This window comes from Rhizobium gallicum bv. gallicum R602sp, from assembly GCF_000816845.1.
Lineage (GTDB): Bacteria > Pseudomonadota > Alphaproteobacteria > Rhizobiales > Rhizobiaceae > Rhizobium > Rhizobium gallicum.
In genome coordinates, this window is record NZ_CP006877.1 from 2,673,807 (window position 1) to 2,691,421 (window position 17,615).

At 61.4% G+C, this 17,615-nt stretch carries 16 protein-coding genes and 2 pseudogenes; 8 read left to right on the top strand and 10 right to left on the bottom strand.

What is annotated here, in order from left to right:
* Positions 1 to 145: 145 nt before the first annotated feature.
* Both RGR602_RS13290 and RGR602_RS13295 read left to right on the top strand, forming a co-directional pair.
* Positions 146 to 649 (top strand): RNA polymerase sigma factor, encoded by a 504-nt coding sequence (locus RGR602_RS13290; RefSeq protein ID WP_039845502.1) that lies wholly within the window; start codon positions 146 to 148, stop codon positions 647 to 649.
* Positions 650 to 652: 3 nt separating this feature from the next.
* Positions 653 to 1,498, top strand: coding sequence for an anti-sigma factor family protein (locus RGR602_RS13295; protein ID WP_039845503.1), 846 nt, complete (start codon positions 653 to 655; stop codon positions 1,496 to 1,498).
* Positions 1,499 to 1,501: 3 nt separating this feature from the next.
* Here the strand turns inward: RGR602_RS13295 and RGR602_RS13300 are convergent.
* Positions 1,502 to 2,463: pseudogene (locus RGR602_RS13300) on the bottom strand (quinone oxidoreductase family protein).
* On the opposite strand from RGR602_RS13300, the pseudogene RGR602_RS13305 reads away from it, so the two are divergent.
* Positions 2,462 to 2,948, top strand: a pseudogene (locus tag RGR602_RS13305) (winged helix-turn-helix transcriptional regulator). The pseudogenes RGR602_RS13300 and RGR602_RS13305 overlap by 2 nt on opposite strands.
* Positions 2,949 to 2,991: 43 nt before the next feature.
* Here the strand turns inward: RGR602_RS13305 and leuA are convergent.
* The 4 genes from leuA to RGR602_RS13320 all read right to left on the bottom strand — a co-directional run bounded on the left by leuA (position 2,992) and on the right by RGR602_RS13320 (position 7,056).
* Positions 2,992 to 4,707 (bottom strand): 2-isopropylmalate synthase, encoded by a 1,716-nt coding sequence (leuA, locus tag RGR602_RS13310; RefSeq protein ID WP_039845505.1) that lies wholly within the window; start codon positions 4,705 to 4,707, stop codon positions 2,992 to 2,994.
* Positions 4,708 to 4,862: 155 nt separating this feature from the next.
* Positions 4,863 to 4,988, bottom strand: coding sequence for a hypothetical protein (locus RGR602_RS39195; RefSeq protein WP_267285061.1), 126 nt, complete (start codon positions 4,986 to 4,988; stop codon positions 4,863 to 4,865).
* A 44-nt stretch (positions 4,989 to 5,032) separates the two neighbouring features.
* Positions 5,033 to 6,217, bottom strand: a complete 1,185-nt coding sequence (locus RGR602_RS13315) for a benzoate/H(+) symporter BenE family transporter (RefSeq protein WP_039845506.1) — start codon at positions 6,215 to 6,217, stop codon at positions 5,033 to 5,035.
* 251 nt (positions 6,218 to 6,468) lie between these two features.
* The gene (locus RGR602_RS13320; protein ID WP_039845507.1) at positions 6,469 to 7,056 is read right to left on the bottom strand and encodes an ATP-dependent Clp protease proteolytic subunit; all 588 of its coding nucleotides are present in this window, start codon (positions 7,054 to 7,056) and stop codon (positions 6,469 to 6,471) included.
* Between the two features lie 162 nt (positions 7,057 to 7,218).
* On the opposite strand from RGR602_RS13320, the gene RGR602_RS13325 reads away from it, so the two are divergent.
* Positions 7,219 to 7,959: a hypothetical protein gene (locus tag RGR602_RS13325; RefSeq protein ID WP_039846855.1), complete on the top strand. Its 741-nt coding sequence runs from the start codon at positions 7,219 to 7,221 to the stop codon at positions 7,957 to 7,959.
* 85 nt (positions 7,960 to 8,044) lie between these two features.
* Positions 8,045 to 8,809, top strand: a complete 765-nt coding sequence (locus tag RGR602_RS13330) for a DUF2076 domain-containing protein (protein ID WP_039845508.1) — start codon at positions 8,045 to 8,047, stop codon at positions 8,807 to 8,809.
* Between the two features lie 15 nt (positions 8,810 to 8,824).
* On the opposite strand, the gene queF is transcribed toward RGR602_RS13330, so the two are convergent.
* Positions 8,825 to 9,289 carry a preQ(1) synthase gene (queF, locus tag RGR602_RS13335; protein ID WP_039845509.1) on the bottom strand — a complete coding sequence of 155 codons (465 nt, stop codon included), beginning with the start codon at positions 9,287 to 9,289 and terminating at the stop codon, positions 8,825 to 8,827.
* The gene (gene emfA / locus RGR602_RS13340) at positions 9,289 to 10,203 is read right to left on the bottom strand and encodes a CDF family cation efflux transporter EmfA (protein ID WP_039846856.1); all 915 of its coding nucleotides are present in this window, start codon (positions 10,201 to 10,203) and stop codon (positions 9,289 to 9,291) included. Before emfA ends, queF begins: the two co-directional genes overlap by 1 nt.
* Positions 10,204 to 10,417: 214 nt before the next feature.
* Between emfA and RGR602_RS13345 the strand changes: the two genes are divergently transcribed.
* Together RGR602_RS13345 and RGR602_RS13350 are read left to right on the top strand one after the other, a co-directional pair.
* A complete protein-coding gene (locus tag RGR602_RS13345; protein WP_039845510.1) occupies positions 10,418 to 10,906 on the top strand; it encodes a MarR family winged helix-turn-helix transcriptional regulator in 489 nt (162 codons plus the stop codon).
* Positions 10,903 to 11,583: a GNAT family N-acetyltransferase gene (locus RGR602_RS13350; protein ID WP_039845511.1), complete on the top strand. Its 681-nt coding sequence runs from the start codon at positions 10,903 to 10,905 to the stop codon at positions 11,581 to 11,583. Before RGR602_RS13345 ends, RGR602_RS13350 begins: the two co-directional genes overlap by 4 nt.
* A 43-nt stretch (positions 11,584 to 11,626) precedes the next feature.
* On the opposite strand, the gene RGR602_RS13355 is transcribed toward RGR602_RS13350, so the two are convergent.
* Both RGR602_RS13355 and RGR602_RS13360 read right to left on the bottom strand, forming a co-directional pair.
* Positions 11,627 to 13,816, bottom strand: coding sequence for an anthranilate synthase (locus RGR602_RS13355; protein WP_039845512.1), 2,190 nt, complete (start codon positions 13,814 to 13,816; stop codon positions 11,627 to 11,629).
* Positions 13,817 to 14,077: 261 nt separating this feature from the next.
* Positions 14,078 to 16,213, bottom strand: a complete 2,136-nt coding sequence (locus RGR602_RS13360) for a TonB-dependent receptor domain-containing protein (RefSeq protein WP_039845513.1) — start codon at positions 16,211 to 16,213, stop codon at positions 14,078 to 14,080.
* A gap of 279 nt (positions 16,214 to 16,492) precedes the next feature.
* Between RGR602_RS13360 and RGR602_RS13365 the strand changes: the two genes are divergently transcribed.
* Positions 16,493 to 17,356, top strand: a complete 864-nt coding sequence (locus RGR602_RS13365) for an extensin-like domain-containing protein (protein WP_039845514.1) — start codon at positions 16,493 to 16,495, stop codon at positions 17,354 to 17,356.
* 54 nt (positions 17,357 to 17,410) lie between these two features.
* Here the strand turns inward: RGR602_RS13365 and RGR602_RS13370 are convergent, their stop codons facing one another.
* Positions 17,411 to 17,599 carry a hypothetical protein gene (locus RGR602_RS13370; protein ID WP_223843940.1) on the bottom strand — a complete coding sequence of 63 codons (189 nt, stop codon included), beginning with the start codon at positions 17,597 to 17,599 and terminating at the stop codon, positions 17,411 to 17,413.
* Positions 17,600 to 17,615: the final 16 nt, after the last annotated feature.

Consider the following 17,615-nt stretch of genomic DNA (forward strand, 5'->3'; position numbering starts at 1 on the left):
AGAGAGAAACCTTTGGGAATTCTTCGACCGCGCCGTCTTCTTCTTGCGCGGCAGTGCAAAATTGTTCCATAAAGATCACTTCCACGATATAAAAAGCTTGGCCCACATCGGGTGCTTCGCCCGAACCCATTCATGAAATGAGACTATGCGTCAGCCTGTAACGACCATCGATATCCGACGCGACCTGGTGGGCCTGCTCCCGCGGCTGCGGCGCTTCGCGATGACGCTTGGCGATGCGGCTGCTGCCGACGATCTGGTTCAGGCGGTCTGTCAGCGTGCGGTGGCGAAGAGCCAGCAGTGGAGCGGCGAGGGCCGGCTCGAAAGCTGGATTTACACACTCGCCCGCCAACAGTGGAGCGACGATGGCCGCAGACGCAAGGCGCGACCGGCTTCCAAGAGCAACGTCACGGATATCCGCGACGCGGCGCGCGACCGCGCAGCCGTCGCCGATACCGATGCCATACACCGCATGCTCGCCGAAATGCCTGAAGGCATTTCGAGCGTCTTCCTGCTTGTCGCTGTCGAAGGACATACCTATCAGCAGACCGCCGACATCATGGGCATATCGGCCGGCAGCGTGCCCACGCAGCTTGCCGCGGCGCGGCTGCACTTCGCAAGCCTCGCCGACGATCATCCTCACAGGTACTGAACTTTGCCCGACTTCAAAAAATTATCGCTTGACGCCCAGCTGACCGCCCTTCTAGACGGCGAAACGACGCCGGAACAGAAGCATGAGCTAGAGCAGCGCCTCGCCACCGACGAAGGTGCGCGCCGGCTTTACGACAAGCTGCGTCACGGCGCCGATTTCGGCCGCCGCCGTCTGGACGATATTCTTAAAGAGCCGGTTCCGCTGGCACTCGTGCGCTCGATCAAGAGCGTCCAGCCGCCCAAGGCGCCGATCGCGCCGCGAACCACCCGCCCGTCGATGAAGCTCGCGCCTAGCGGCACGCAGGCGCTGGCCGCAGCGATCATCCTTTTTATCGTCGGCTGCGGCATCGGCTATCTCGCCGGCACGAGCCCTGGCTCTCCCACGGGCAATGGCACGACACAGATCGTGGACGACAATGCCAGCAGCAAGAACTGGCTGAACGACATCACAGCCTACCAGCGCCTGATGATCCGCCAGCCGCGGCATATCGTCGAGGTGCCCTCTACCCAGGCCGAGGAGATTTCCAACTGGCTGACGTCCACGGTCGGAGTCGCCTTTCGCGTGCCTGATTTGTCTACAGACGGCTGGGCCTTTCAGGGCGCCCGCGTGCTTCTTGGCGACGGAAAGCCGGTCGGCCAGCTGGTCTATACAAGCACGGACGGCGATCTCATCTCCATCTGCTTCCGCAAGGATGCCCAGCCAATCGAATCCGAGGATTTCAAGGAAACGATCCGGGACGAAATCGGCCTGATCACCTGGCACAATGCCGGCACCTCCTACGTTCTGGCCGGACCTTCCGCCGAAGCCTCGCTCAGCCAGATCGCCATGGAAGTCGCAACCGCGATCTGAGCCTTACGGGACCAGCACGACCTTGCCGCTGACGCCCCGGCTTTCGATGGCGCGATGCGCATCGGCGGCCCTGTCCAGCGGAAAACTCGCGCCCTTTGCGACGATCAGCGCGCCGGAGACGGCAAGTGAAAACAGCGCGGAGAGATCGTCCGCCAGCGTTGCAGATAACAGAGGCAGCAGCGCAAATCCCTTGAGCGTCTGGTTCTTCTCGAACAGGGAATTCAGGTCGGCAACCTCAAGCCGAAAGCGGCCCAGTGCAGCAAAGACAAGCTCTCCGCCCGGCGCAAGTGCTGCAAGGGAGGCACGTGTCACCTCGCCACCGATCGTATCGTAGATCAGATCGACGGGCGCCATTTTACAAAGGGTCTCCTGCCAGCCCTCGGCTGTATAGTCGATCGCCGCGTCCGCGCCCAGCCTGCGGGAGAGCGACCTCTTCTTCTCGCTGCTTGCCGTCGCGATGACCGATCCTGCGCCCTCACGCTTCGCCAATTGCACCAGCAGCGAGCCAACGCCCCCGGCCCCCGCGTGGACAAGAACGGTTTTGTCCCGTGGCAGCGCCTGACGCACCATATGCAGCGCCGTCAGCCCCTGCACCATCAGCGCAACCGCCGTCTCGAAGGACAACGCGTCGGGGATCGAGATCACTGACGCACCCGGCACGGCGACGTACTCCGCATAACCTTCACCCCGCCCGAGCGCGAAAAGCGGAACGGCAACGCGCGCACCGATGACAGCGGAATCAACTCCCTCGCCTATCGCCTCGACAACACCCGCGACTTCAACACCCGGGATGATGGGCAATTCCGGCGTCACCGCATACCGGTTGGCGCGCATCAGCACTTCGAAGAAGTTGACGCCTGCAGTACGGACGCGAACGAGCACCTCCCCTTCGCGCGGCACCGCGGCACCTCGACGACCTTGAGAACCTCGGGGGGACCGAAATGGTCGAAGCGGACGGCTTTCATGGCAGACCTCACGTTTGAATGGCGTGGGCAGCGCTTTATCAGTAAACTCGGCGACCAGAATAGACACTCTTTCGTGCCATACCCACCAGGAAGTGACCATGGCTGAACCCATCAAGAGACTGCCCAAACTGCCCGTCGAACGCGCGCCAAAGGTGATCGCCGGGCGCTGGAAACCGGTTATCCTCTACTACGTTTTCTGCGGCTCGAAGCGTCTTTCGGAGCTGAAACGCATGATGCCGGAGATCACGCAGAAGGTGCTGATCCAGCAGCTACGCGAAATGGAGGAACATGGTCTGGTAAGCCGCGAGGTGTTTGCCGAAGTTCCCGCGCGCGTCGAATATACCGCGACGGAGCTCGGGCTTGGCCTTGAACCGGTGCTGCTGGCGCTCTGCCAATGGGGCCAGCGCCACGCCGAGGCGCAGAATGAAACCGCCGACATTGCCGACTGCATCGTCCGCCCGCGCAAGCCATCTTTCGCCGCCTGAGGGGCAAAACGCGCAGCCGGCGGCGCCCGCTGCGCAATCTCGATCAGTTCTTCCCGGCTCTCACATCCAGCACGCGGTTGGCCGCCGATACGATCGCTTCGAGCGAGGCGCCGACGATATTGGTGCTGATGCCGGCACCAAAGAGCTTGCCGCCGGGATAGGCGGTCTCGACGTAGGAGATGGCCGCCGCATTCGAGCCGTGCTGCAGGGAGTGCTCGGAGTAGTCTTCGACCGACATCTCGATGCCGAGATAGTGCGAGAGCGCGTTGATGAAGCCGTCGATGGGGCCGTTGCCGCGGCCCTCGATACGCTTCGTCTCGCCATTGTCGATAATCTCAGCGGCGACGACACGCACGCCCTTGCGCTCTGGATCGGCGAAAGTGTGATGATCGACGAACTTGATGCGGCCCTCGGGCTGCGTCACGTAGCGCTCGATGAAGCGGTCGTAGATGCGGCGCGACGGCAGTTCCTTGCCTTCTTCGTCGGTGATGCGCTGGATGTCCTCGCGGAACTCGACCTGGAGATTGCGTGGCAAATTGAGCCCGTAGTCCTGCTGCAGGATATAGGCGATGCCGCCCTTGCCGGACTGCGAGTTGATGCGGATGATCGCTTCGTAGGAGCGGCCGACATCCTGCGGGTCGATCGGCAGATAGGGCACTTCCCACACCGGATGGTTAGCGACCTTGATCGCCTTCATACCCTTGTTGATCGCATCCTGATGCGAGCCGGAAAAGGCCGTGTAGACCAGTTCGCCGACATAAGGGTGGCGCTCGCCGATGGTCATCTGGTTCGAATATTCGAAGACGCTCTTGATGCGCTCGATATCGGAGCAGTCGATTTCCGGATCGACGCCCTGCGTGAACATGTTGAGCGCCATCGTCACCACATCGACATTGCCCGTGCGCTCGCCGTTGCCGAAGAGCGTGCCCTCAACACGGTCGGCGCCTGCCAGCAGACCGAGCTCGGCTGCCGCAATACCGGTGCCGCGGTCGTTATGCGGATGCAGCGAGACGATCAGGTTCTCGCGATTGTCGAGATTGCGGCACATCCATTCGATCTGGTCGGCATAGACGTTCGGCGTCGCCATCTCGACGGTGGACGGCAGGTTGATGATCAGCTTGTTGTCCGCCGTCGGCTTCATCACGTCGATGACGGCATTGCAGATTTCCAGCGCCACTTCGAGCTCAGTACCGGTGAAGCTTTCCGGCGAGTATTCGAAGCGGTAGCCGCCACCGGCTTTCGCCGCCATGTCGGTGATCATCTTTGCCGCATCGACGGCGATCTGCTTGATACCCGGCACATCCTTGGCAAAAACCACGCGGCGCTGCAGCTCACTCGTCGAGTTGTAGAAATGCACGATCGGCTTGTTGGCACCCCGCAGCGCCTCGAAGGTACGGGTAATCAGTTCAGGGCGGCACTGAACCAGGACCTGCAGCGAAACGTCGTCCGCCACATTTCCTTCCTCGATGCACCAGCGCGCAAAGTCGAAGTCCGTTTGCGAGGCGGAGGGAAAGCCGATCTCGATTTCCTTGAAGCCCATGTCGAGCAGCAGCTGAAACATGCGAGCCTTGCGGTCATGGCCCATCGGGTCCACCAACGCCTGATTGCCGTCGCGAAGGTCGACAGAGCACCAGACCGGAGCCTTGCTGATCGTCTTCGTGGGCCAGGTGCGGTCGGGAATGTTCACCTGCGGGTACGGGCGGTATTTCACACCTGCGGATTGCATGCCTTTTGCGGGATTTTGCGTCTTCGCGTCCATTGTCTTCTTCCTCGTCCCGGCAATTTGCCCCGCGTCTTAGCCCATCGTGGCGGGCTTGGCGACAGCAAATGCGGACCTTGTTGGTCTATGTTGGAATTCAGGGAATTCGTCGCGAGGAGCGATAGGCCGGCGGGCTTTCGGCCGCCGGGCGCTCCTCAAAGGACCCGGCAACCGCGCGTAAGGCCGAGGAGAAGAAGCGACGTCAGGGCGCGCGTATTGTCACGCAGGGCAACGCGGCCGCGGACAATGGTGTCGGAAATCTTTGCGCCATTGGTCTTCATGCCTGCGCTTATAGCTGCCGAACAAAAAAACGGCAACCCCCCGCCTACTTTCTTGCCGCCTGAACGAAACGCGACAGCGCCAGCATCAACCCGCCGGCCACGAGCCCCCAGAACGCTCCGGAAATGCCGGCGAAGGAAACTCCCGATGCCGTCACCAGAAAGGCGATCGCCGCAGCCTCGCGCGATTCCGGCGCCTGAAAGGCGGCCATCGCCGATCCGGAGAAGGCGCCGACGAGGGCCAGCCCTGCGACTGCCTGAATCAGGATCGGCGGCGCCAAAGCCACAAAGGCTGTCACGACGCCGGCAAGCAGTCCGAACACCACATAGCCGGCGCCGGAGATCATCGCCGCCCAATAACGTCGCTGCGGATCTGCATGCGCGTCCTGCCCCGCACACATCGCAGCCGTGATCGCCGCCAGATTGACGGCATGGCCGCCGAAGGGCGCGGAAAGAACCGAAAAGAAGCCGGTGACGGCAAAGAGCGGCCCCGGCTTCGGATCATAAAGATTGACCTTCAGTACCGCGATGCCCGGAATGTTCTGCGATGCCATGGTGACGATGAAGAGCGGAAGCGCGACCGAAACGAGGCCCGCAAGATTGAACACCGGGCGGACGATCTCGATTGTCGGCACAAGCGACCGCCCGATCGAGGCCAGCGCTCCGTCCGGAATGTCGATGCCGAATGTCAGCACCAGCGCGAAGACGCCGAGGGCGGCGGGCACTGCCCAGAGCCGCCTGAAGGCGCCGACGACGATCCAGGCGAGAATGATGGGCAGCCCGAGTAGCGGATTAAAGGCGATCGCCTTTACCGGCGCGAAGCAGAGGCCGAGCAGCACGCCGGCAAGCATGGCATTGGCAAGTGGCGCCGGGATCGCGGCGACCGCGCGGCCAAGCGGCTTGAAGAGGCCGGCGACGACGATCAGCACCGCGCAGATCAAAAAGGCACCGACGGCGGCATCGAACCCACCCTCGATCGCGCCGGTGCTCGCAAGAAGTGCTGCGCCCGGCGTCGACCAGGCAATGCTGACGGGAAGCCGTGTTACCGCGCTCAGCACGATGCCGCAGATGCCCATCGAGATCGACAGCGCCATAAGCCCCGAGGCCGCCTGCCCATCCGTTGCGCCCACTGCCTGCAATCCTTGCAGCACGACGGCAAAGGAACTGGCAAAGCCGACAAAGGCTGTGAGGACGCCCATGAACAGGGCCTGGACGGAAAAGTCTTTGAGCATGGCGCGTCTCGGATGACTGGAAAAGTTGCATGGAGCCCCATTGAATGGAGTCGCGCAAGTCCAGATGCCCGCCTTATGGTTTTCTCAGCGAGAAGTTGCTCGTGAGGGAGATGTGGCGGCCGGCCGAGCCGGGCGATCCTTGAGTTCGGTGCAAACACCAGCTGCTTACCAAGAAAAAGGGGCAACGCTTGCCGCGCCGCCCCCTCATTCGAGCCTTCAGCCCGCCTCCTCCCCACCGGGGCGAAGAGAAATCAGATCTCGCTCTGCGACGTTACGATCCGCGAAACCAGGCCGTAAGCCTTGGCTTCCTCTGCCGAAAGCCAGTAGTCGCGGTCAGTGTCGGCGGCGATCTTCTCGATCGACTGGCCAGTGGCGGCCGCCATGATCTTGTTCAGACGCTCGTTCATCTTGATGATCTCGCGTGCCTGGATCTCGATGTCGGAGGCCATGCCGCGCGTGCCGCCGGACGGCTGGTGCAGCAGGAAGCGAGTGTTCGGCAGGCAAAGACGCCGTTCCTTCGGTACCGCGACGTAAATCAGTGCGCCGGCCGAGGCGACCCAGCCGGTGCCGATCATCCAGACCTTTGGCTTGATGAATTTGACCATGTCATGGATGGAATCGCCGGATTCGACGTGACCACCGGGCGAACTGACATAGATACGAATGTCCTCGTCGCTAGCTGCAGCAAGCGCAACGAGCTGCGAGCAGACCTTCTGGGCGATTTCCTGGTTGATCGGCCCGTAGATGAAGATCGAACGCGACTTGAAAAGATTCGCCTCCGTTTCCTTGCCGAGCGGCAGCTCCTTCGTCTTGTCGTCGTCTTGTTCTTCGTCGTTCATTCGAACCTCTCTTACTTCCAAATCGGGTTCCTCGCACATAGTGCGACTCAATGGGTAAAACAATGCGGTAAAAAGACAAGGCACGGAACGGGTGAAGATATTCTTATGACAAACCGGCGATATGCTCGCATTCTGCCTGGGAGCTCGAAAGCGGAGGCGAAAATGACATCGGAAATGCTGCGCGCGGCTGTCCGCAACAATGCGCTCTGGTGCAATTCCGTCTGTCAGGCACAAGGCGTGCCCGGCGAATTTTCCGCAACCCTGTGGCTTCACCGCCAGGGCACGCCGCCCTTTTATCCGGACGTCATAACGCTGACGGGTGCTGGCAGCGCGCGCGAGCAGGAGGAAGCGATAGCTGTGCTGATCCGCTCGCGAAAAGGCGGCTGGGGCGTCAAGGACAGCTACGCGGCGCTCACCCTTACTCCTCTCGGTTTCGAAATCTTGTTCGAGGCCGAATGGATCGGCATCGAGGCGGTTGAGATTCATGCGCCGAAAGAGCAGTCCCTGACATGGAAGCGGATCACAACGGCGGTTGAACTCGAGCTTTGGGAAAGAGCCTGGGGCGCCGGCGAACCGCCGCAGACAACGCCGATCTTCGCTGAACCTTTGCTGCGCAATGCGGATATCGCCTTTCTTGCCGCCTTCGAGAGCGAAGCGCTCTGCGGCGGCGGCATTCTCAATCGCCAGTCGCATGTGGTCGGCCACTCGAATGTCTTTGCCATCAAAAAGAGAGACCGCGCCATACGCGCCGGGCTGGTGCAGAAGGCGGCCGAGATTTTCCCCGGCATGCCGATCGTCGGCTACGAACACGGCGATGATTTGAGCGATGCGCTGGAGCTTGGCTTTACGTCGCTCGGCCCACTGCGCGTCTGGGGCAGTCCTGAGCGCCTTACCGAAATGTAACGCGCCGCGGCTTTGAAAAGCCGAAATCCGTTCCTACCTCATCCTCAGGCGGCCATGTCCGCACGAAAGACACAAGGAAACAGCTATGTCACCGGAAGAACGCCAACTGCTGGCCGGCCTCTTCGACAGGATCCGCACCGCCGCCGCGACACCGCGCGAGCGCGAAGCGGAGGCCTTCATCGAAAAGGGCGTACGCGAGCAGCCCTATACGACCTATTATCTGGCGCAGGCCGTCATCGTTCAGGAAAAGGGTCTTGAAGCGGCCGCCAACCACATCAAGGAACTGGAAGAGCGCATCCGCCAGCTCGAGGCCGGCGAAAGCCAACATCACCAGGCCGAACAGGGCGGCGGTTTTTTGAGCTCGATCTTCGGCACCGGCCAGGCGCAGCAGCCGGCACCGACCTCGGATCCCTGGGGCAATGCGCCGCGCCAGACCATCCATCAGGATCGCGGTTACGACGAACCCGTCCGCCCGATGCAACAGCAGCCGAGCGGCCCGTGGAACCCGCAACCCGGCGCGCCGTCGGCTGGCGGCAGCTTCCTTCGCGGCGCGCTCGGCACGGCTGCCGGCGTGGCAGGCGGCATGCTGCTTGCCAATTCGTTGAGCGGCATCTTCGGCAATCATATGTCGTCGCTCGGCTGGGGCTCGCCTTTTTCCGGCAGCAATCCAGGCAATGCCGGCGCCCCCGCCGAGGAGACCGTCAACAACAACTACTATGGCGATCAGAACCCTCAGGTTGCCGATGACAACAACAACAATGACATCCGGCAGGCCGACTACAGCAGCGACGACAACAATGATGACGACGTCGCTGGCGATCAGTCCGGCGACGACAGTTTCGATGTCTGATGATCGGCCTGAGCCTCAGCCGCGGCCGCGATAGGTCCCGACACCCTGGTCGGGCAGCCACACGCCTTCCGGCGGCTTGCCTGTCTGCCAGAAGACGTCGATCGGAATACCGCCGCGCGGATACCAATAGGCGCCGATCCGTAGCCACTTCGGATCGAGCAGTTCGACGATCCGCTTGGCGATATAGATCGAGCAATCCTCATGGAAGGCGCCGTGATTGCGGAAAGAATGCAGGAAGAGCTTCAGCGACTTCGACTCCACCAGCCATTCGTTCGGAATGTAATCGATAACGATATGGGCGAAATCCGGCTGGCCGGTCATCGGGCAGAGCGAGGTGAATTCCGGCGCGGTGAAGCGCACCACGTAGTCGGTGCCCGCATGGTTCGACGGCACCTTCTCCAGCACCGCCTCTTCCGGCGACTTTGCTGTTTCGGTCTCTTTTCCCAGCATCGACAGGCTGGAAACATCGGTTTTCGGCATTAGACGTCCTTTACGACTTTGACGCGGATTCCATGGGCCCTTTCGCCCTCCGGCTCGACGTGAATGGCGATGCTGGCGCCCGGATGCACCGCGCGGATGGCATCTTCAAGGCAGTCGCAGATATCGTGCGCCTGCCTTACCGGCATTGCGGCCGGAACCACAAGATGAAAATCGACGAAGGTGACAGACCCCGCCCGGCGGGTCTTCAGGTCGTGAACGCCGATCGAGCCCGCCGCATGCGTGGCGATCGCCTGCTTGATCGCCTCCTCTTCCTCCGGTTCCACCGCCTGGTCCATCAGCCCACCGATCGAATGCGAGATCACCTTCCAGCCCTGATAGAGGATGTTGACGGCAACCAGGATTGCAAGCACCGGGTCGAAGATCGGATAGCCGGTCGCGATCGCCAGAAGCAGGCCGATCAGCACGCCGACGGAGGTCACGACGTCCGACATGATATGCTGGCCGTCGGCGGCGAGCGCCGCCGAGCGGTGTTTCCGGCCAGTCCGGATCAGCAGCTGCGCCCAGACGGCGTTGATCACGCCCGCGGCGAAATTGATCGCGAGGCCGAGCGCAGGTGCGTCAAGCATGCGCGGCGCCGCCAGATGGCCGATCGCCTCCTTGACGATCAAAAGCGCGGCGACCACGATGAGCGCGCCTTCGGTCACCGCCGAGAGATACTCGGCCTTGTGGTGCCCGAACGGATGATCGTGATCAGCCGGCTTCTGCGCGTAGCGAATGACGAAATAGGCAATGAAGGCGGCAACGACATTGACGGTCGACTCAAGACCGTCCGAAAGCAGCGCGACGGAGCCGGTGACCCACCACGCTGCCATCTTCAGTCCCATGACACCAAGCGACAGCGGAATGCCCCAAAGCGCCAGCCGCCGAACCGCGAGATTGCCTTGTCCGTCCATATCGATCACCCTGCCAGCCTCGGTGCGGATGCGAATGAATTGCAGCATCTGGCCCATTCAAACGCAAAACCGCCCGCGCGAAAATCGCGCAGGCGGCCAATGCGGGGGATATGGGGGATTATCGGTATTTTGTCAAACTGGGAGGCCCGCGGTGTTGATTGACGAATATTGCATAACGCGTTATATAACTGGTGATTGATTGGGGAGATTTCCTGTGGTTGACGATGTCGTGCGAACCCTCGGTTTCCTGTGCATGGGCAGCCGTTTCCGCCGCATCGGGGAGCGTCTGCAGGCCGATACCCAGCAGATCATCGAAGAATACGGCATCGCCATACAGGCTGCCCAGTATCCCTTTCTCGCAGCACTCGATCGCGCCGGCCCCTTGACGATCGGCGAGCTTGCGCAGGCGGTCGGCATCACGCAGCCGGGCGCCACGCGGACAGTAAGCCAGTTGCTGGAATTGGGCTTGGTCGACATGCAGGCAGCACCTGACGACCAGCGGCGGCGGTTGATCTCGCTCTCCCGGAAGGGACAGGAACTCGTCGACTACTCGAAACAATCGGTGTGGCCGCGGATTTCGGCGGCAGTCGCCGATCTTTGTGGCGATCTGAACGGGCCGATCCTCGCGCAGCTCGCCGCCATCGAGGACCGTCTTGCCGAAGCTGCCCTCGTCCGCCGCGCCGCGAAGGAGGAAACGACATGAGACATATTCTCGACCGTCCGATCTGGAGCGCGCTCGACACCGCGCATGCGAGCCTCGCCGAAGGCAACGAGAGAGCCCGGCGATACCCGCCGTCCATCGTTCCTTTCGCAGCCTCGGCTGATGAGACGCCGGAAAGTCTCGAGGCATTGGAAAACCTCGCGGAAGCCGACGAAACGATGCTGCTTGTCGAAGCCGGCCCGATCGCCATTCCACGCGGGTTGGCTGCTGTTTCCGAGGCTTTAGCCGTCCAGATGATCGCCGAACGGCCGCATGAGAGGATCACGGATTCACGCATACAGCCGCTGAGCGAGGCCGACGCCGAGGAGATGCTGGCACTTGCGACCTTGACCAGGCCCGGTCCATTCACGCGGCGGGCGCAGAGCCTCGGCACCTTCTGGGGGATCAAGGCTGAAGGCAGGCTCATCGCCATGGCCGGCCAGCGGCTGCGGCAGACCGGCTTTGCGGAACTCAGCGGGCTTTGCACGCATCCGCAATTCCAGCGGCGCGGGCTTGGAACGTTGCTCTTTCGTTTTGTCGCCGGCGAGATCGCCGCCCGGGGCGAAACGGCGTATCTGCATGCCTATGCGAACAATACGCCGGCAATCGGCCTCTATGGGTCGCTCGGCTTCAGGCTGCGGTCCGACATGAACCTGCGCGTCGTCAAACGCCGAGCATAAACGGCCGATCCAACAGCGAAGCGGCCGAAGTGCGGGCGTTCGCTCAAGCCGCCTTCGTCTTCGCCCTGCGCGCCAGATGCGCCACCACGTTCTCGATCATCCGCATGCCGGCGTCGCCGCCGAGCGTCATGATTGATTCCGGGTGGAACTGGACGGCGGCGATCGGCTCCTTCGCATGCTCGATGCCCATGATCGTGCCATCCTCGCTTTCCGCCGTGATGATGAAATCGCGCGGCAGGGTCGAGGGATCGGCGAAGATCGAGTGATAGCGGCCGACCGTCACCTCTCTCGCGAGGCCCGAGAAGACGATACCCGGCTCCAGCACCCGGATGCGCGACGGCTTGCCGTGCATCGGCAGCGCCAGATGGCGCAACTCGCCGCCATAGGCTTCGGCGAGCGCCTGCAGGCCGAGGCAGACGCCGAAGATCGGCAGGTTGCGGGCGCGCGCCCTCTTGATCGTCGCCTTGCAATCGAAATCCTTCGGATTGCCAGGTCCCGGCGACAAGACGACGAGGTCCGGGTTCAGCCGGTCGAAAATCTCCTCAGGCACCGGCGTGCGCACGGTCGAAACCGTCGCTCCGGTCTGACGGAAGTAATTGGCCAGGGTGTGGACGAAGCTGTCTTCATGGTCGATCAAGAGGATGTTGACGCCCTTGCCGACGGCGGCAACGTCGCGCTGGATCTTGCCGGCGTTGCCGGTCTTGGCATCGCGGATGGCAGAAAGCATAGCGGAGGCCTTCAGTTCGGTTTCGGCTTCTTCTTCATGCGGGTCGGAATCGTTGAGAAGGGTCGCCCCTGCCCTGACTTCAGCGATGCCGTCCTTGATGCGCACGGTGCGCAACGTCAGCCCGGTGTTCATGTCACCGTTGAAGCCGACCATGCCGATCGCCCCACCATACCACGCGCGCGGGCTCTTCTCACGGCTTTCGATGAAGCGCATTGCCCAGAGCTTCGGCGCACCGGTGACGGTGACGGCCCAGGCATGCGACAGGAAGCCGTCGAAGGCATCCATGTCATCACGCAAACGCCCCTCGATATGGTCGACGGTGTGGATGAGGCGCGAATACATCTCGATCTGCCGGCGGCCGATGACCTTGACCGAACCCGGCTCGCAGACGCGGCTCTTGTCGTTGCGGTCGACGTCCGAGCACATCGTCAGCTCGGATTCGTCCTTCTTGGAGTTGAGCAGCTTCAGTATCTGTTCGCTGTCGGCGATCGGGTCATCGCCGCGCTTGATCGTGCCGGAGATCGGGCAGGTCTCGATGCGGCGGCCCGAAACGCGCACGAACATTTCCGGCGAGGCGCCGACCAGATATTCCTGGTTTCCGAGGTTGATGAAGAAAGAATAGGGCGACGGGTTGATCGCCTTCAATCGCTTGGAAATATCCGAAGGCTTGCTGTCGCAGCGCTCCATGAATTTCTGTCCCGGAACGACCTCGAAGAGATCGCCCTTGCGGAAGCTTTCCTTCGCCTTGACGACGAGTTCGGCATATTCGCCCGGCCGATGGTCGCTCTTCGGCGGAATGGCGTCCGTCTGCTTGAAGGGCTCGGGCGCGATTTCGCCCTTCTTGCCCTCGGTCGTCTGGCCGTCTTTGGCGAAATCATAGCGGTCGATCCAGGCCTTGGCGGAATAGTTGTCGACGACAAGGATTTCGTCCGGCAGGTAGAGCACCATGTCGCGCTGATCGGTAGGGCGCGTGAGCTTCAGGTTGATCGCATCGAACTGGAAGGCGAGATCGTAGCCGAAGGCGCCATATAGGCCGAGGCTGGCGTCCGCCTGCGAATAGAAGAGGTCGGTGACCGCGCGCAGAACGGTGAAGACTGTCGGCATCTTCGAGCGTTCTTCTTCGGTGAAAACGCGATCGGGCATCTTCACCTTGAGATCGAGGCGGCGCGCGGTGGCAGCACCAAGCTCCAGCTCGGCAACGGTCTTCAGCCGCTCCGTCACGAAGCCGAGCAGCACTTCGCCGCGCTCGTTATAAGCTTCGATCCAGAGGTCGCGCCCGAAAGAGGAGATGCCGAGCGGCGGATCGACGACGGCCGTGTCCCAGCGCGTGTAACGACCCGGATATTCGTAGTTGGAGGAAAAGACCGCGCCGCGACGCTCATCGAGCTTGTCGACATAGGAGACCACGGCATCGGCATAGGGGATCGCCCTGCGCTGCCGGGTAACGGTGACCCCGCCCCTCGTCTCGTAGATTTCCGCACCATCGTCCCTAAGGATCGTTACCATTGTTCCACTCCGTTATCGGGGCCCGGACGACACGCGGCCTTAAAGACAAAAAAAGCCGCCTCGAAGTCTCGGGCGGCTCACTCGTCGTCTTTGAACACGATTGGTCGAGGCCGCCTCAGCGAGCCCACCACCAAACAGCAATGTTCAACGACGTCTTCATGGGAGGATTGTTAGCGTGAGATGGGGGCAAGCGCAAGAGTGGTTTTAAGCGGGGTTGCTTTCGCCGGCTGGCACCAGTTGAAGCGAACCCGCTAAGTCGGACTACCAATCGAGCTGCTTGCTCAAAGTGATCTTGAACGTGCGCCCCTTGGCGTAATCGTTAGACGTGTTTTCCCGATAGTATTGATCGAAGAGATTGTTGACGCTGGCCTGGACCTGCCATCCCTGCATCTCACCGCTCTGCGGTCTCCAGGAGGCGAAGATATCCACGGTCGTCCAATCAGGCGCCGGCACGACGAGATGGTTGGGCGTGGAACCGGAGGAAGCAGCCGTTCCGCGGACGCTGTTCTGCGCCTCGAAGGCATGCGTTACGCGGGTGCCGTATTCGATGTCACGCTCGGGAAGCCGGCCGCCCAAGGTGAAGGCGATCTTGTGGGCCGGCACGGTCGGCAGCGGCTTGTTGTAGTTCACCCCATCGCTGCGATCCTGGCCCTGCGTGCCGGTATAGGCAAGCCTGGCGAAGGCGTAGTCCGATTCGTACGCCCCTTCGACCTCGACGCCATAGATGCGGGCCTTGCCGACATTGTAGAAATAGGAGGACGCGCCCGTGCCCGTCGTAGCGATGAGATTCTCCAGGTCATTGTAGAAGGCGGTCGTCTTGAAACTGATGTTGTCGCCCGCCTGGAATATGTCATCCCGTGTTGCTGTAAAGCCGACTTCATAGTTGTTGGACTTTTCCTTCTTGAGGTCCAGGCTTGTTCCCTTGCTCCAGGTGTAGAGCTCATCCAACGTCGGCAGACGTTCCGTGTGGGCAATCGATCCAAAAACGCCGAATTCGTCGGTGAGCTTGTAATGCGCGGCAAGCTTGGGCGAGAAAGCCTGATCGTTAACGTCGACGGCATTGCTGAAAGTCGCCGTGGAATCGCCGGGCTTTCTCCAGACGAAGTCGCCGCGAACGCCGCCGATGATGGTCAGCCGCTCGTCATAGACGAATTCGTTCTGCACGAAGAGTCCGACCTTGTTGTCCGTGCCCTCGGGATGTGTGGCGATCGCACCGGGCGTCGGGCTGGTCGCAAGCGGCGAATCCGCGGTGCGGTCCTGATGGCTCAGTTGGGTGCCGTAGGTTAGGTAGTTGACCCAGCTCTCGCCGGAGAACTCGGACGTATTCTGGAGTTTGGCCTGCCATGTCCGGTAGCCGTAATCGGCGTCGATGATGTTCGAGAAACCGCCGAGAGTTCCATCGCTCTGGTCGACCGAAGTATCAGAGAATGAGAGACTGGCCTTGAGGTCGAGCCACGGATTGTCGCTGACGGGATTTTCGTAGCTCAGTACCGCGGTATCATCGACTACATGGCGGTCGACAGTACCGAATGCGGCCTGTGTGCCGGTCTGTGCATAGTCCTGGTCGTTCGCATCGCTGTCCCAATGCTGATAGGACAAGCGCACCGTCTGCTCGTCGCCATCGCCGAAATGGAAGGTCCCTTTGGCAAGTCCTGACCACGACTGGAAGTCGGAGCCCGACAGGTCGGTGCCGTCTCCCAACTCGAATTGGCTGGACCCACGCTTGTTCAGCATGGCGAGGAATTCGGCGCCTTCGTTGAAGCGGTGCGCGAAAATAGACGAGCCGAGGTAGCCGTTGCCATTTGTTTCATAGCTGCTCTTGAGCCTGAGAGCATTGTCATAACCCTCCTGCAGAAAGTCGGAAGCATCCTTGGTGGTGAAGTTGATGACGCCGCCGAGGGCACCGGCGCCGTAAAGCGTTGAAGAGGCCGGCCCGCGCAGCACCTCCACGGACTTGTAGAGTTCAGGGTCCGAGAAGAACGATCCCATCCGGTACTGTTCGTAGAATTTCTGGGCTCCGTCCACATTCACCACGATGCGCGAGCCGTCGGCGGAATCCTCGGTGGAGCCGATGCCGCGGATATTGAACGCCTCGCCGAAGACACGGTCGCTGCCGGCAATGGAGACGCCAGGCACATCCTTGAAGATATCGCCGATCGTTTCAGCCTGGAGGTCATCGATATCCTTTTGGTCGAGAACGGTAACGGCCTGCGGCGTATCGATGGCGATCTTGCGCTGCCCCGCACCGACGACGATCTTTTTAAGCGGCGTTACGCGATCCGTCTTTTGGGAAGCCGCCTCCTCTTCCTGGCTTTGCGAATACGCCGGGAACCCAGCGCCAAAGACGAACAGAGCAGTGCAAGCCAAAAGAATGGCGCGCGAATTGCGAACAATCATTAAACCAACCCTCTAGGATGAATAGCTACCGGGCTGGCTGGTCGGTGCGCGTCAGGCGCTCGAGGGGCTGGCTAGGCTTTTCGGATTTGCGGCGGGACCCAACATTCCGCCTACTTTCTGCCGCATAAAAAACATGAGTTTAGTTGTCAATATTAACGCTCGATTTATCTTGAATTAAACTATCAAGTTTTAAGGATGTCCCATGACGTTGCGAAATTGCAACGAAATCCGCCCTCGTGCGTTGCCCCTTTTCCATCGGCAGACATGGACGGTTGAAGCTTGAAGAACATCGCAATTGCAGCGGTCACCGCAACCCTGATTATCCTCACTGGCGCAAGCCTCCCAGACAAAGGTCCCATCCCGCACAAAAAGCCGCAGATTGCCGGCGAAGCCGAAACACCAGCAGAAACGGCGCCAACCCCCGAACCGAGGCCATCAACCGTTAACGATGCACAGAGCACGCCCGCCCCTCAAAACGAGACGCCTTCGGAGGCGGCAAAGCCGCAGGACAAGAAGCCGGAGAAGTTCGGCCCGCCGGCGCCCGGCACGTTGGAAGCTCAGAACCTGACCATCGAAGCGGAAAGCGACGCCGATCACTCGGAATGCGTGAGGCAATTGCAGGCGCTTGGCGCCGTCTTCAAGGATATACCGCGCATCGATGACGGCCACGGCTGTGGCATCGACAAGCCGATCCGTCTTGTGGAGGCGCTTCCCGGCATCAAGGTGGAGCCGGAAGCGACGTTGCGCTGTCCGGCGGCTCTGGCGCTTGGCCGCTGGATGAAGGAGAGCGTCGTTCCAGCCGCTACCGCCGGCGCGAAGGAACAGGGCCGGATCACGGCGGTCAATCAGGCTTCGTCATACCTGTGTCGCCTGCGTAACGGCGCGGCGACAGGAAAGATTTCCGAACATGCCCGCGGCAACGCCATCGATATCGCAAGCTTCAGTTTCGAAAAGGGCGAAGACATTGCGGTGAAGCCGCGCCGGGAAGATCCCACCCTCACCGGCGCCTTCCAGCGCACAGTCAGCGCCTCCGGCTGCCTCTATTTTTCCACCGTGCTCGACCCCGAAAGCGATAGCGCGCATGAGACGCATTTCCACATGGACGTGCTGCAGCGCAAGGGAGGATTTCGTTATTGCCACTAACGAGCGTCGCTAGTGCTCCAATATCTGGAGCTGGTTGCCGAGCCGATCGCCGCTTCAGTTGTCCGCACGTCGCGTGCACACATACGGCTTCTTGACGCATGCAATCCTTGGCGTCGAGCATTCGGCCTTGCCGTCGACCATGGCGCAGATCGAGCACTGGTCGCTGAACTCCAGGCAGCCAGGGGTGTTCTTGATGAAATCCGCCATGCTCTGCTCCTCGGCAGACGGCGCATCGGCGGCCATTGGACCATTCGCTGCA

What these genes read in the sequence shown, in the direction of transcription:
- RGR602_RS13290 (WP_039845502.1), top strand. Translation starts at nt 146, where the DNA reads ATGCGTCAGCCTGTAACGACCATCGATATCCGACGCGACCTGGTGGGC.
- leuA (WP_039845505.1), bottom strand. Translation starts at nt 4,707, where the DNA reads ATGGACGCGAAGACGCAAAATCCCGCAAAAGGCATGCAATCCGCAGGT.
- RGR602_RS39195 (WP_267285061.1), bottom strand. Translation starts at nt 4,988, where the DNA reads ATGAAGACCAATGGCGCAAAGATTTCCGACACCATTGTCCGCGGCCGC.
- RGR602_RS13315 (WP_039845506.1), bottom strand. Translation starts at nt 6,217, where the DNA reads ATGCTCAAAGACTTTTCCGTCCAGGCCCTGTTCATGGGCGTCCTCACA.
- RGR602_RS13320 (WP_039845507.1), bottom strand. Translation starts at nt 7,056, where the DNA reads ATGAACGACGAAGAACAAGACGACGACAAGACGAAGGAGCTGCCGCTC.
- RGR602_RS13325 (WP_039846855.1), top strand. Translation starts at nt 7,219, where the DNA reads ATGACATCGGAAATGCTGCGCGCGGCTGTCCGCAACAATGCGCTCTGG.
- RGR602_RS13330 (WP_039845508.1), top strand. Translation starts at nt 8,045, where the DNA reads ATGTCACCGGAAGAACGCCAACTGCTGGCCGGCCTCTTCGACAGGATC.
- queF (WP_039845509.1), bottom strand. Translation starts at nt 9,289, where the DNA reads ATGCCGAAAACCGATGTTTCCAGCCTGTCGATGCTGGGAAAAGAGACC.
- emfA (WP_039846856.1), bottom strand. Translation starts at nt 10,203, where the DNA reads ATGGACGGACAAGGCAATCTCGCGGTTCGGCGGCTGGCGCTTTGGGGC.
- RGR602_RS13350 (WP_039845511.1), top strand. Translation starts at nt 10,903, where the DNA reads ATGAGACATATTCTCGACCGTCCGATCTGGAGCGCGCTCGACACCGCG.
- RGR602_RS13355 (WP_039845512.1), bottom strand. Translation starts at nt 13,816, where the DNA reads ATGGTAACGATCCTTAGGGACGATGGTGCGGAAATCTACGAGACGAGG.
- RGR602_RS13360 (WP_039845513.1), bottom strand. Translation starts at nt 16,213, where the DNA reads ATGATTGTTCGCAATTCGCGCGCCATTCTTTTGGCTTGCACTGCTCTG.
- RGR602_RS13370 (WP_223843940.1), bottom strand. Translation starts at nt 17,599, where the DNA reads ATGGCCGCCGATGCGCCGTCTGCCGAGGAGCAGAGCATGGCGGATTTC.